This window comes from Aeromonas sp. ASNIH4, from assembly GCF_002934425.1.
Taxonomy (GTDB): domain Bacteria; phylum Pseudomonadota; class Gammaproteobacteria; order Enterobacterales; family Aeromonadaceae; genus Aeromonas; species Aeromonas hydrophila.
Window position 1 is genome coordinate 461,910 of the sequence record NZ_CP026217.1, and the last position, 13,347, is coordinate 475,256.

Consider the following 13,347-nt stretch of genomic DNA (forward strand, 5'->3'; position numbering starts at 1 on the left):
TAGATGGCAAGCACGTTTTCCCTGATCCTGGTGGTGGTCTGCGCGATCACCGGTGTTATCTGGTGTCTGGACAAGATGATCTGGTCCAAGCAGCGGGCCGCCAAGATTGCCGTGGCCCGTGCCCACGGCGGCGCCCATCTGGACGAGAAAACCCTGGCCAAGGTGGCGCCGGTGCCGGTCTGGATCGAACAGACCGCCGGGGTCTTCCCGGTCATCACGCTCGTGCTGATCCTGCGTTCATTCATCTTTGAACCGTTCCAGATCCCGTCGGGCTCCATGATGCCCACCCTGCTGGTGGGCGACTTCATCCTGGTGGAGAAGTTTGCCTATGGCCTCAAGGATCCGGTGACCAACACCAAGTTCCTCGAGACCGGTGAGCCTAAGCGCGGCGACGTGGTGGTGTTCAAGTATCCGCTGGATACCCGGGTGGACTACATCAAGCGCGTAGTCGGCATGCCGGGGGATCGGGTCATCTATCGCAACAAGGAGCTGATGATCCGGCCCAAGTGCGATGAGCAGGAAGGGAAAACGTGCCCGGGCTTCCAGAAGCTCGACGTCAAGTTTGAACAAAGGGGTGAATTTACCCAGATGGGGATCCCGCTTGACCGCTATACCGAGCAGCTGGGCGAGGTGTCTCACGAGACCCTGCGCAACCCGCTGATGCCCGATATGGTCGGCCGTTACTACCGCCAGCCCGGCACCTACCCAGACGAATGGGTGGTGCCGGAAGGCCAGTACTTCGTGATGGGTGACAACCGTGACAACAGTACCGACAGTCGCTTCTGGGGCTTCGTGCCCGAGCAGAACCTGGTCGGCAAGGCGGTCGCTATCTGGATAAGTTTTGAATTCGAGCGCGAAGAAGGCTCCCTGCTGCCAAGCTGGGTACCGACAGGGGTGCGCTTCAACCGCATTGGCGGAATCAAGTAAATGAATATCAAGATGAACAGACTGCAGTCCCGTCTCGGGCATGTCTTTCAGGATCAAGAACTGCTGACCCGGGCGCTGACTCACCGCAGCGCCGGTTCCCGTCACAACGAGCGACTGGAATTCCTGGGTGACTCCATTTTGAGTCTGGTGATTGCCGATGATCTCTTCCACCGCTTCCCGCAGGCGGCGGAAGGGGATCTCAGCCGCATGCGCGCCACCCTGGTACGCGAGAAGACCCTGGCCGAACTGGGCCGGGAGTTCGACCTCGGGGATCACCTGATCCTGGGGCCGGGCGAGCTGAAAAGCGGCGGTTTTCGCCGTGAATCCATTCTGGCCGACACGGTCGAGGCGGTGATCGGTGCCGTCTATCTGGATACCAATCTTGAGACGGTACGGACGCTGCTGCTGGGCTGGTACGCCAGCCGCCTGGACGAGATCAAGCCGGGCATAGAGCAGAAGGATCCCAAGACCCGTCTGCAAGAAATTCTGCAGGGAAGCCGCAAATCCCTGCCGACCTACACAGTGACCAACGTCAAGGGCGAAGCCCACAACCAGGAATTCACCGTCCAGTGTGACGTGGAAGGCCTGGATGGTCCGCTGGTCGGGGTCGGCACCAGCCGTCGCAAGGCCGAACAGGCCGCTGCGCAGCAAGCATTGGAAAAACTGTCATGACAGATACCACTTACTGCGGCTTTGTCGCCATCGTGGGCCGCCCCAACGTGGGCAAGTCCACCCTGCTCAACAAGCTGCTTGGCCAGAAGGTCAGCATCACCTCGAAGAAGCCCCAGACCACTCGTCACCGGATTCTGGGGATCGACACCGAGGAGAACTACCAGACCATCTATGTCGACACACCGGGTCTGCACATCGAAGAGAAGCGGGCCATCAACCGTCTGATGAACCGCGCCGCCACCAGTTCGCTGGGGGACGTGGCCATGGTGGTGTTCATGGTCGACGGGACTCACTGGACCAAGGATGACGAGATGGTGCTCGGCAAGCTGCGTCACCTCAAGTGCCCGGTGGTGCTGGCGGTCAACAAGATCGACAACGTCAAAGAGAAAGAGGATCTGCTGCCGCACCTCGAGTGGCTGGGTCAGCAGATGAACTTCGCCCACATCCTGCCCATCAGTGCCGAGAAGGGCACCAACGTGGAGAAGATCCGCGAGTGGGCCAAGGATCTGCTGCCGGAGAACGTCCACTTCTTCCCGGAAGACTACGTGACCGACCGCTCCTCCCGCTTCATGGCCTCCGAGATCATCCGCGAGAAGCTGATGCGCTTCACCGGTGAGGAGCTGCCCTACTCGGTGACGGTGGAGATTGAGCGCTTCAAGGTGGAAGAGAACGGCCTCTACCATATCCACGGCCTCATTCTGGTGGAGCGCGACGGCCAGAAGAAGATGGTCATCGGCAACAAGGGCGAGAAGATCAAGACCATCGGCACCGAGGCGCGCCTCGACATGGAGCGGCTGTTCCAGAACAAGGTGCACCTGGAGCTGTGGGTCAAGGTCAAATCCGGTTGGGCTGACGACGAGCGCGCCCTGCGCAGTCTCGGCTACGGTGACGACTGATTGCTGACCCCGGCTTTCGTCATCCACAGTCGGCCCTATCGGGAGACCAGCCAGCTGGTCGAGGTTTTCACCCAGGATAGTGGCCGTTTTACTCTGGTGGCTCGCGGTTCCCGCGGGCCACGCTCGCCTCTGAAGGGGCTGTTGCAACCCTTTACCCTGCTCACCATCGCCTGGCGCGGCAAGGGCGATCTCAAGAATCTCACCCAGGTGGAGTGCCCCGACCACTCCCTGCGGCTCGGCGGCGATCGCCTCTTCTACGGCCTCTATCTCAACGAGCTGGTCTACTATCTGCTGGAAGCGCACACCCCGTTCCCCGAAGTGTTTGACGCCTATGCCCGCGCCATCATGGCGCTGGCCGACGGCGAGACACCGGAGCTGCCCCTGCGCCGCTTCGAATTCCTGCTGCTGCAGGCGCTCGGCTACGCGGTGGACTTCGAATATGCGGCCGACGACGAGTCGCCGATCCAGCCCGAGCTGCTGTACGGCTTCGAGCGTGAATTGGGCTTTGTCGCTTGCGAGCGGGCGCCGGATCCCCGTACCCTGTTTCTCGGCGCGCACCTGCTGGCCTTTGCCGAGGGGCGCTTCGACAGTCCGCCCCTGCTGCAGGCGGCCAAGCGTTTCAGCCGGCTGGCGCTGCAGCCCTATCTGGGACGGCGCCAGTTGAAGAGCCGGGAGCTGTTTTTAAAACGCCGTAATAGCTTGGGTTAACCGCCCAGCGGCGTTACCCAACACGGCAAGAATGTTACCTAGGTCCGATTACACTGCGCTAATCGAACCTACAAGCTGATATACGGATATCCGCGCGGTAGCCGCGCAGTCAACAGATGAAGAGTTTCAAGGAGTCCTCAATGAGTGAAATCTATCTGGGTGTGAACATCGATCACATCGCCACCCTGCGCAACGCCCGCGGCACCCAGTACCCGGATCCGGTACAGGCCGCCTTTGTGGCCGAGCAGGCCGGTGCCGATGGCATCACTGTGCACCTGCGCGAAGATCGCCGTCACATCACCGACCGTGACGTGGAGATCCTGCGCCAGACCATCCAGACCAGAATGAACCTGGAGATGGCGGTGACCGAAGAGATGATCGGCATCGCCTGCCGCATCCAGCCCCACTTCGTCTGCCTGGTACCGGAGAAGCGCACCGAGGTGACCACCGAGGGTGGTCTGGACGTGGCCGGCCAGCTGGACAAGGTGACTGATGCGGTGGCCCGCCTCTCTGCTGTGGGTGCTCAGGTATCCCTCTTCATCGATGCGGATCCGCTGCAGATCGATGCCGCCGCCGAGAGCGGTGCCCCCTTCATCGAGATCCACACCGGTCGTTACGCCGATGCCACCACCGATGCCGAGCGCAACGCCGAGTTCAAGCGCATTGCCGCCGGTGCCTCCTACGCCGCCGGCAAGGGCTTGAAGGTCAATGCCGGCCACGGCCTGCACTACCACAACGTCAAGGCCATCGCCGCCATCCCCGAGCTCTATGAGCTCAACATCGGCCACGCCATCATCGGCCGCGCCGCCTTCGACGGTCTGGCCAAGGCGGTCAGCGACATGCGCCTGCTGATGCAGGAAGCCCGTCAGGGGATCTGAGCCGTCGGCAGGGGCTGGGTCCCGCGGCACGAGGAGAAAAGGGACGCCACGGCGTCCCTTTTTGTCAGGTCAAACTTGGTCCGGATCAGGATTTTTCCGCGCCAGCGGGTTTGGTTCCCGCCGGGGTCAGCTCCAGGGTGATGAGCTCGAGCGGCGCCAGGGTGATGAGGCGGGGGGCATCGAGGGTGGCCGGTACGCTGGCATTGCTGCCATAGCGTGGCTGCACCGTGAAGCGGGTGGCTTCGCCTGACGGGATCTCCAGCTGGCGCTGGGGCTCCAGCAGGAATGTCTGCGGCTTACTGGAGGGGTTGCGTAGGGTGATGAAGGCGCGGCTCGGACTCCAGGCCGCCCAGCCATACACCGCCAGCAGGGTGGGGTCGCCGCCGATCCAGTGGCTGTCGAACAGCACGGCCTGATTCTGTTGCGACCAGAGAGCCGCCTTGGCCAGCAGGTCCCAGTTCTGGCCGCTCAACAGTTCCGGCGTGAGATAGAGCTCCTGCAACTGGGTGCCGGTGGCGAAGTAGCTCCAGGCCTGATCGGCGAAGTCCTGCGGTGACTGCCGATCCAGATGCTTGGCCTGTTTGGCATAGACCAGCCCGTGCAGCATCAGGGAGTTGAGCGGGAACAGGGGGCCGTTCTTGACGATGGAGCGATAGGTCTCGGCATCCCGGTAGGTGATCCACTGCTGTACCCTGGAGCCGGGTCCGTAGAAGTTGATGTCATCGCCGCCACGCCAGATGGAGTCGGCAAAGAACAGCCAGGCGGGGGAGGCGGTGGTGCCGGTGGTCAGGTTGATGAACACCTTCGGATTGGCGGCTCGCGCATCTGCGATCAGGTGGATGGCGGCATCGAAGTCGCTGGTGAAGCGGCTCCCCTCGATCAGCTTGTCCGCGTTGCCGGTCCCGTCGAACTTGAAGTGGGTGACTCCCTGATCATTGATGAGGGACAGCACCTTCTGGTGGAAGTTCTGGTAGTAGACCGGGCCGGAGAGGGCGAACTTGCCATCGCTCAGCTCGTAGCCGAACTCGGCGGCATGGGAGACCCGCTCATCCCTTGGCTTGTTGTAGCCACCCCAGGGGGAGAGCCAGATCCCGAGCTGGGCATGGTAGCGTTCGGCCGCGCGCTTGAGCTTGCTGAAGCCGTTGGGGAAATCCTTGCTGAAACCCCAGTTGCCCAGCCGATCGTCCCAGCCGTCGTCAAACAGAAAACCGCTCATGGGCACGCCGCGCCGGCTGATCAGCGCCTCGCCGAACTGATCGATGCGCTTGAGTGCCTCGGCCTCCGTGTAGGGATTGAAGAAGCCGATGTCGAGCCAGGAGTTGTAATGCAGGTAGGGGGCGTAGGGGCGATCGCGGGCCTCGTTGAGGAAGCGGTTGAAGTCGCGCCTGAGCTGACCCTCGCCAAAGGTGCCGACATAGGTGCGATAGCTGAGCGGCTTGCCCTGGGCGAGCGGCAGCTTGAGCGGGATCAGCTGGCTGACGCCACCCTCGTAGGCCCGGGTATTGACCAGCGGATTCTGGGGGGTAATGAAAAAGCTGTCGCTGACGATGGGCGAGCTGTTGATGGCGCCATAGACAAACGGCGCCTGGGAGTGGAAGGGAAGCATGGAGAAGCCGTTGATCTTTTTGCCGTTCTTGAGGGTGTCGAGGGCAAAGTCGATGCTGGCGTAGCGCTTGTCCCGGCCCAGCCGGATGGCGCTCTTGACCACGAAGTCGGCATTTTCCAACGCCATCTCGATCCGGTCATCGCTCTTGGTAAATGCGGTGACCTTGAAAGCGGCGGAGGGGGTCAGCCGATCATCCGTCCCCTTGATGTCGAACAGGTTGTCAGAGCGAATGAGATCGCCGTTGGCGGTATTGGTGAAGGTCAGCTCCCGGAACTTGCCGGCATCGGTTTCGACCTTGATACGGTACTGGTCACCCTCCAGCGACAGGGTTTCGGCCTGGGCGAAGGGGGTCAGCATGAGCAGCAGCGTCATGGCGGTACGTGCGTGCATGGTTGTCTCCACGTGTTGATGTGCGTGAGGTGTGAGTCGGCAGAACTTCGCCTGTGATACCGGGATGGAGGCGGGCTCGCCGCAGCGGGCCCGCCTTTGGGATTACAGCTTGCCGTCGCTCATGCACATGCGGATCTTGGCGGCGACCACCTCCTCCATGGCGGCCATGGCGGGCACCAGATACTGGCGCGGGTCGCTAGCGTCGGGGTGGGAGGCCAGGAACGCCTTCATGGCGTCGGAGAAGGCGATCTTGAGTTCGGTGGCCACGTTGACCTTGCACACCCCGAGCTCGATGCAGCGGCGCACGTCACGGTCGGGAATGCCGGAGGCGCCGTGCAGCACCAGCGGCACCGCTACCCTGGCCCGGATGGCGGCGAGGCGCTCGAAGTCCAGGCGCGGCTCCTCCTTGTAGAGGCCGTGGGCCGTGCCGATGGCGACGGCCAGGGAGTCGATGCCGGTGCGCGCCACGAACTCGGCCGCCTTGTCCGGGTCGGTCAGATGGGCGTTGGCGGCGTCCACGATGAGGTCATCCTCCTGCCCGCCGAGCTGGCCCAGCTCGGCCTCCACGCTCGCCCCCATGCGGTGGCAGAAGGTGACGACCCGCTGTACCTTGGCGACGTTCTCCTCGAACGGCAGGTGGGAGGCGTCGATCATGGCGGAGTGGATGCCGGCCTCGACCTTGTAGTGGATATCCTGCTCGTCCTCGTGGTGGTCCAGATGCAGTACCAGCGGAATGCGGTACTGGTGGGCTGCCGAGGTGCAGATGGAGACCAGGTACTCGACCCCGGCGTGACGGTAGGTGCCCGGCGTGGCCGCCAGGATCACCGGGGAGTTCAGCTTGGCGGCGGTGCGGGCCACCACCTCGACGGTCTCCAGGTTGTGGATGTTGAAGGCGGGCACCGCATAGCCGCGGCGCTGGGCATCTTTAAGCATTTCGTGGGACGAGATCAGATACATGAGGACTCCTTGGCACCCTGGCGGGCACCAGCTTCAGGGAAAGAGAGCGGGGTTGGGGCGGGGAGGATCTCCCGGCCGGCCACCCAGATGTGTTGTTGATTGAGCTCCGCGGTCAGGGCGAGCAGGTTGGCCTGCTTGCCGACGGCCAGCGAGCCGAGGCGATGTGCCATCCCCAGCATCCGGGCCGGAGCCAGTGAAGCCATGCGGATGGCCTCGTCCAGCGGTACGCCGGCCAGCTGCACCATGTTGCGCACGGCGCCGAGCAGGGTGAGGGTGCTGCCCGCCAGGCCGCCGGTGTCGGTGCGCACCACGCCGTCCTTCATCTCCACCCGATAGTCGCCGAGCAGGTAGTGACTGTCCGGCATGCCGGCGGCGCGCATGGCATCCGTGATGAGCAGCAGGCGATCCCTGGCGCAGCAGTGACAGAGTCTGAGCACGCTCGGGTGAACGTGGTGGCCGTCGGCGATGAGCTCCAGCCAGGCATCGGGATGCACCAGCCCCGCGCCGACCATGCCGGGTTCTCGGTGGTGCAGGCCGCGCATGCCGTTGAAGCAGTGCACCAGTCCGGAGGCTCCCGCCGCCAGTGCCGCCATGGTGGTGTCATGATCGGCGGCGGAGTGACCCAGCATCACCCGGATGCCGGCCTGTTTGAGATGACGGATGGCAGCGAGTGCTCCGGCCTTCTCGGGGGCGAGGGCGACCACCTTCAGGGTGCCTCGCGCCACCTGTTGCAACTGGTCGAGCTCCGCCAGAGCCAGCTCCCGGAACAGGGCTGGATCGTGGGCGCCCTTGTTGTCCGGGGTGAAGTAGGGCCCCTCCAGATAGCTGCCGAGCAGCTGCGCGCCCGGCAGGGGGCTCGCCATGGCATCGGCGATACGACAGAGGGTGCTGAGGATGGCGGGCAGCGGGGCGGTGACCGTGGTGGCGAGGAAGGCGCTCACCCCTTCTGCCGCCTTGGCAAGGGAGAGGCGGGCCAGGGCGTCGGCCGCCTCATCCATCACGTCGACGCCGGCCCCGCCGTGGACGTGGCCATCGATGAGGGCGGGCACCAGCAGCTCGACCTCCCGCACCGGGTTGTCGGCCGGGATGGGGCCGATGGCGGTGATGACGCCCCCTTCATGGGTCAGTACCTGGTGTGTCAGCCAGCCCTGCTCGGTCAGCAGGCGGCGGGCGCGGATCCGCTCTGCCATCTAGATCCCCTCCTCGGCCAGGGTCTCGGCCCGCTCGCGCGCCAGCTCGTCCACCAGGCTGGTGAGGCCGCGATGACCGCAGCACAGCGCCTGTTCGCGAAACTGGGACGGGGTCAGCTCGCCGCGCTCCATCACCATCTCCAGCAGCAGCTGCAGATTGGTGCCGGTGACCACCTCTCTCCCGGGCTGGCGCAGCGCCAGGGTGGAGGCGACCCGAAACGGGGTTCCCCCCAGCAGGTCGGTCAGAAAGACCACCCCATCCCCTCGTTCCACCTGGGTCAGGGCGGTTTCGCACTGATCCTGCAGCAGGGCCGTGGTGGAGGACTCGGGAAAGTCGATGGCGACCACCGCCTCCTGCTCGCCGAGGATCTGCAACATGGCCTGTTCCATGCCGCTGGCGAAGCCGCCGTGTCCGCAAATGATGATGCCCAACATAATCTGTTCCTTTACAGCAAAGGGCCGGCCTGGTGCCGGCACCGGATTAGAGGAAGCCTGCAAACTTGCCGACGATGCCGAGCACGACCGTGATGACGATGAGGCGCAGCGGGCTCCAGCCGCGGCGGATCAGCCCATACATGGCCAGGGTGTAGAGCAGCGGCAGGAAGGCGGGCATCAGCTTGTCGAGCACGTCCGCCTGCAGCTTCACCACCGCATCGCCGGCGGTGATCTCCAGGGTGGTGCCGAGCCGCACATAGGTAGCGACCAGGGCGCCGATCACCGTCATGCCGACGATGGAGGCGGCATGGCCCACCTTGCGGGTGTTGGCCTTGATGAGCGGAATGGCGGCCACCCCCATGCGATAGGCGTAGTGCGCCAGCCCGAAGCGCAGGCCGAAGTGCACCAGGTTGAACAGCAGGAAGAAGACCACAGCCCCCATGATGGAACCCTGCAGGGCAAGATCTGCCCCGATGCCGCCGCAGATGGGCAGCAGGGTGAGCCAGAACATGGCATCGCCGATCCCGCCGAGCGGGGCGCCGACCGCGATCTTGGTGCTCTGGATGCTGTTGACGTTCTGCTTGGAGCGCTCCATCGCCAGCACTATCCCCATCACGAAGGTGACCAGGAAGGGGTGGGTGTTGAAGAAGCCCATGTGGCCCTTCATCGCCCGGGAGAGATCCTTGGGATTGGTGTGGATCTTTTGCAGGGCTGGCAGCAGGCCGTAGAGCCAGCCGGAGGCCTGCATCCGCTCGTAGTTGAAGGAGGCCTGCAGCAGCAGGGATCGCCAGGCGAAGCGGTTGATGTCCTGGCGAGTCAGCTCGGCCCCCAGTTGTTGATCTTCGTAGACGTCGTCGGAGACGGCGCGGGTCGGTTGCGGCTCGGCCGCCTGGGCCAGCCGGGTGGCGGTGCTGTTAGATGCCATCTTCAGTTTCCTCCTGGATGGGGCGGGCTTGTGGCGCCGGGTCCTTGCGCATGAAATCGATCAGAGCCATGGCCAGGGCGGCCGCGGCGATGGCCAGCACTGGCAGCTTGAGCCAGGCGGCGGCAACGAAACCGAGGATGAAGTAGGGGATGTAGACGTTCTTCATCATGATCTTGAGCAGCACGGCGAAGCCGATGGCGGGCATGATGCCGCCGGCGACGCCGAGGCCGTCGATGAGACGGGCGGGCAGCACGTCGATGGCGCTCTTGGCGTGTTCGGCCCCGAAGTAGGTGGGCAGGAAGGCGCACAGGAAGTAGAAGGAACCGAGCGCCAGCAGCGCCAGGTAGTTGACCCGCTCGATGCCGCGCACATCCCCCTGTTCCGCCATCCGGTCACAGCGGGACATGACCCCCGACATCACCGAGAAGAGGAAGGTGATCCCCATCTGGACCGCTACCGCGAACGGCACCGCGACCCCGACCGCCACATCCGGCTTGACCCCGGTGGTGATGGCGAAGGTGGCGCCGACTATGGTGCCGATGATGACGTTGGGCGGCTGCGCCCCCGCCAGCGGAGCCAGCCCCATCCAGACCAGCTCCAGGGTGCCGCCTACCAGAATGCCGGTGGGCAGGTCGCCGAGGATCAGGCCCACCAGCGGGCCCAGTACCACGGGCCGGTGGAAGTGGGTCAGGCCGTTGAACAGGTCAAGCCCGGCGAAGAACGCCAGCATGCCCAGCAAGAGCCCTTGCAACAAACTGATTTCCATCACAATTGTCCTTAATCAGATGAGGTTGAAAATGTCCTGTGCCGGTTCGGTCGGCACCCCCTGGACAAAGCAGGCGACATGGGCGTCCTGCAGGGCGCGAAACGCCGCTATGTCCGACTCGTCCACCGATACCGTCTTGTGGATCTGACGCTTGCCGTCGGCGTAGTGCATGTTGCCGACGTTGATGCGGGGGATGGGCACCCCGCCCTCCACCAGGGTGCGAAAGTCCGCCGGACTCTTGCACACCAGCAGGATCTTCTGGCGATCGGCGGCCTTGCCAATGTTGTCGATCACCTTCTGCAGCGGCCAGAAGCGCACTGCGATGCCTTCTGCCAGCACCATCTCCATCAGGTTCTGCTGGATGGGGTCCTCTGCGACTTCGTCGTTGGCTACCAGCACCAGATTGGCGCCGGCGAAGCCGACCCATTGCACGCCGACCTGACCGTGGATCAGGCGCTCGTCGATACGGCTCAGCACTATGTTCGGCATCAGACGCCTCCTTGCTGGTTGAACGGATAGATGTTGACCCCCTGCACGACCCGGTTGACCCGCCCGCTCGGGCAGGGATTGTCCGGGGTGATGCCCAGCACCAGCGCCGTGTGGAAGGCGTAGTACTGGGCGTAGAGCAGGTAGCAGAGCGCCAGCTCGGCGTCGTCACCGTTGAGGGGGGTGGGCAGATAGATGTGTTCGCCGGCGCTGATGAGCGGATCCGGCCGATCGGCCAGGGCGACCACCCGGGCGGCATGGCCGTCCTGGCGCAGCTCGCCGAGCAGATCCAGGTCGTACTGGCGGGTATAGGGATCGTTGGACACCATCAGCACAATCAGGGTCTGCCGATTGATGGCCGACTTGGGCCCGTGGCGAAAGCCAGTGGGGGAGTCGTGCATGGCCATCACCTGGCCGGCGGTGAGCTCCAGCAGCTTGAGGGCCGCCTCCTGGGCCACCCCCTGCAGGCTGCCGCTGCCAAGGTAGATGACCCGCTCCGGCAACGGCCGATCCCACTCGGGCACCTTCAGCTCGGCCTGGGGCAGGATGGCGTCCCCCAGCGCGATGAGCGGCTGGCTGGCGATCGGGTTGAACTGGCGCGGCAGGAATACCGCCAGGCAGCTCAGCATCATGCTGGTCAGGCTGCTGGTCATGGCAAAGCTGCGGTCGTGGGTCTGGGGCGGCATCAGCAGCGCCAGGGAGCGGGCATCCTTCTGGCAGCGGCGATAGAGCTCCCCCTCACCGTTGCAGGTCAACACCAGGTGGTGGCACTCGCTCAGCAGCTGGCTGGCCAGCTCCACCGCCGCCACGCTCTCCGGGCTGTTGCCGGAGCGGGCGAAGGAGATGAGCAGGGTCGGGCAGTCCTGTGCCAGGTATTCGCCCGGATCGGTGACGATGTCGGTGGTGGCGATCGCCTCGAAGCGGCCGTTGAGGCGGGCACTGAGATAGGGGGCGAGGGCGCGGCCGGCAAAGGCGGAGGTACCGGCTCCGGTCAGGATCACCCGCAGGTTGCCCCGCGACAGCAGGGGCAGCAGGAAGCGCTCTATGGTGGCGCGGCACTCCTCCACCATGGTGAGGGTCTCCCGCCAGGTGGCGGGTTGCTGGCGAATTTCACGGGCGGTGGCCAGGCCGTTGGCCGACCGCAGCGTCTCTTCTGGATAACCAAGGATCATCTCTACAACTCCTTATACAACCGGGGTCAGCCGGGAGTGGCTGGCGGGGGCGGCGCTGCAGGCCGCCGCGTATTGGCGCAGCACCTCCTGCACCTGATCGAGAATGAGGTCGTGAACCCGGGGCGACAGCGTGCCCTGGCGCACCTTGCGGTATTGCAGCGGCAGGTGCTGGCTGAGCAGCGGCAGGGGAATGGGTTCGGCGGCCAGGTTGGCCAGCAGCCGGGCGTAACAGTCGTCGACCCGGCTGTCGGGCCAGTAGTAGCGAATGCGATCGGAGTAGCTGTAGCCGCGGGCCAGCCGGCACTCGTTGGGGCTGCCCTGATAGTGGCTGCGCCAGAAGTCGGGGCGCTCCAGCATGGTCTCTTCCAGCACCTGGCGCAGGCCCGAGCAGGACTTGGCCACCACCAGCTCCTCCTCGATGGCGGCGAGGGCAAACAGTGCCTCGCGCAGGGCAAAGGTGAGGGCGGGGCCAACCTTGAGGATGGCGAAGTGATCGCGCACCAGCTGGCGGTAGGCGTCCGGGGTCTGGTAATCGGTGGAGTGGGCCTCGAACACCAGATGGGGATAGGCCTCGATCATCCGGCTCAAGGGGGCGGCCCGCTCGGGACGGTAGTCGATGACGTGGGTGTGGTCGAACTCCACGCCGGGCTGTACCACCAGACCGATCACCCGCGGCCAGAGCTGGGCCAGCCCGGCCTGCTCGAAGGCCTGCTGGTGGGCGGCCAGGGTGTGGTGCGCCGCCTCCGGCGTGGTGACAGCCAGCTCGGCCAGCTCTTCGTGGGCGCCGCCCGGTACCGGCACTTCGGTGCCAATCACATAGATCAGGTCGCTGTGGCCAAACTGCCGGATGGCGGTCTGCTCGGCCACGTTTGCCAGCCGGGCGGCACGCACCGCCACCAGCTCGTCGGTCAGCGGCACCGGATCCCCCTGGCAGGACATGCTGCAGTCGAGGTGGATCTTCTTGAAGCCGGCCGCGACATAGCTGGCGATGAGATCCTCGGCGTGGGCCATGGCCTGTGCGGCGGGCTCGCTCTGCCAGCGGTTGGGGCCCAGGTGATCCCCACCCAGTACCAGCCGCTGCACGGGAAAGTCGCACTCGGCGGCGAGCCGGTGCAGCAGGTCGCGAAAATCGGCCGGCGTCATGCCGGTGTAGCCGCCAAATTGATCCACCTGATTGGAGGTGGCCTCGACCAGCAGCAGCTGGTCCCCTTGCGCCGCCAGTCGCAGGGCCGCCTCCAGCACCAGCGGATGGGCGGAGCAGACGGCGTAGATCCCGACCTGTTCCCCCTGCTTGTGTTGTGCGACCAGATCCAGCATTGATTTCATTTCCCTCTTCCTC

14 protein-coding genes are annotated in these 13,347 nt (G+C 64.7%); 5 read left to right on the forward strand and 9 right to left on the reverse strand.

Annotation, left to right across the window (positions count from 1 at the left end):
- Positions 1-3 precede the first annotated feature (3 nt).
- The 5 genes from lepB to pdxJ all read left to right on the forward strand — a co-directional run bounded on the left by lepB (position 4) and on the right by pdxJ (position 4,081).
- Positions 4-927 carry a signal peptidase I gene (gene lepB / locus C2U40_RS02175; protein WP_016349520.1) on the forward strand — a complete coding sequence of 308 codons (924 nt, stop codon included), beginning with the start codon at positions 4-6 and terminating at the stop codon, positions 925-927.
- Entirely contained in the window at positions 928-1,599 is a 672-nt protein-coding gene (gene rnc, locus C2U40_RS02180) for a ribonuclease III (RefSeq protein WP_011704749.1), read from the forward strand.
- Positions 1,596-2,495: a GTPase Era gene (gene era, locus C2U40_RS02185; protein ID WP_011704750.1), complete on the forward strand. Its 900-nt coding sequence runs from the start codon at positions 1,596-1,598 to the stop codon at positions 2,493-2,495. Before rnc ends, era begins: the two co-directional genes overlap by 4 nt.
- Positions 2,496-3,203, forward strand: a complete 708-nt coding sequence (gene recO / locus C2U40_RS02190; RefSeq protein WP_039214654.1) for a DNA repair protein RecO — start codon at positions 2,496-2,498, stop codon at positions 3,201-3,203.
- Between the two features lie 140 nt (positions 3,204-3,343).
- A complete protein-coding gene (gene pdxJ, locus C2U40_RS02195; RefSeq protein ID WP_011704752.1) occupies positions 3,344-4,081 on the forward strand; it encodes a pyridoxine 5'-phosphate synthase in 738 nt (245 codons plus the stop codon).
- Positions 4,082-4,166: 85 nt separating this feature from the next.
- Here the strand turns inward: pdxJ and ast are convergent, their stop codons facing one another.
- The 9 genes from ast to kbaZ form a co-directional block, all read right to left on the reverse strand.
- A complete protein-coding gene (gene ast, locus C2U40_RS02200) occupies positions 4,167-6,077 on the reverse strand; it encodes a thermostable cytotonic enterotoxin Ast (RefSeq protein ID WP_103827907.1) in 1,911 nt (636 codons plus the stop codon).
- A gap of 102 nt (positions 6,078-6,179) precedes the next feature.
- Positions 6,180-7,034 (reverse strand): tagatose bisphosphate family class II aldolase, encoded by an 855-nt coding sequence (locus tag C2U40_RS02205; RefSeq protein ID WP_016349524.1) that lies wholly within the window; start codon positions 7,032-7,034, stop codon positions 6,180-6,182.
- Positions 7,025-8,224, reverse strand: coding sequence for an N-acetylglucosamine-6-phosphate deacetylase (gene nagA, locus C2U40_RS02210; protein ID WP_103827908.1), 1,200 nt, complete (start codon positions 8,222-8,224; stop codon positions 7,025-7,027). The genes C2U40_RS02205 and nagA overlap by 10 nt, the downstream gene beginning before the upstream one ends.
- The gene (agaF, locus tag C2U40_RS02215; RefSeq protein ID WP_010635027.1) at positions 8,225-8,659 is read right to left on the reverse strand and encodes a PTS galactosamine/N-acetylgalactosamine transporter subunit IIA; all 435 of its coding nucleotides are present in this window, start codon (positions 8,657-8,659) and stop codon (positions 8,225-8,227) included.
- A 46-nt stretch (positions 8,660-8,705) separates the two neighbouring features.
- Positions 8,706-9,584, reverse strand: coding sequence for a PTS N-acetylgalactosamine transporter subunit IID (gene agaE / locus C2U40_RS02220; protein WP_103827909.1), 879 nt, complete (start codon positions 9,582-9,584; stop codon positions 8,706-8,708).
- Entirely contained in the window at positions 9,574-10,350 is a 777-nt protein-coding gene (gene agaW, locus C2U40_RS02225; RefSeq protein WP_042051145.1) for a PTS N-acetylgalactosamine transporter subunit IIC, read from the reverse strand. The genes agaE and agaW overlap by 11 nt, the downstream gene beginning before the upstream one ends.
- A 15-nt stretch (positions 10,351-10,365) precedes the next feature.
- Complete coding sequence (agaV, locus tag C2U40_RS02230) at positions 10,366-10,839, reverse strand: PTS N-acetylgalactosamine transporter subunit IIB (protein WP_005309404.1); 474 nt, start codon at positions 10,837-10,839, stop codon at positions 10,366-10,368.
- Entirely contained in the window at positions 10,839-12,008 is a 1,170-nt protein-coding gene (locus C2U40_RS02235; protein ID WP_017780936.1) for an SIS domain-containing protein, read from the reverse strand. Before C2U40_RS02235 ends, agaV begins: the two co-directional genes overlap by 1 nt.
- Positions 12,009-12,020: 12 nt before the next feature.
- On the reverse strand, positions 12,021-13,334 hold the full coding sequence (gene kbaZ / locus C2U40_RS02240) for a tagatose-bisphosphate aldolase subunit KbaZ (protein ID WP_103827910.1): 1,314 nt from the start codon (positions 13,332-13,334) through the stop codon (positions 12,021-12,023).
- Positions 13,335-13,347: the final 13 nt, after the last annotated feature.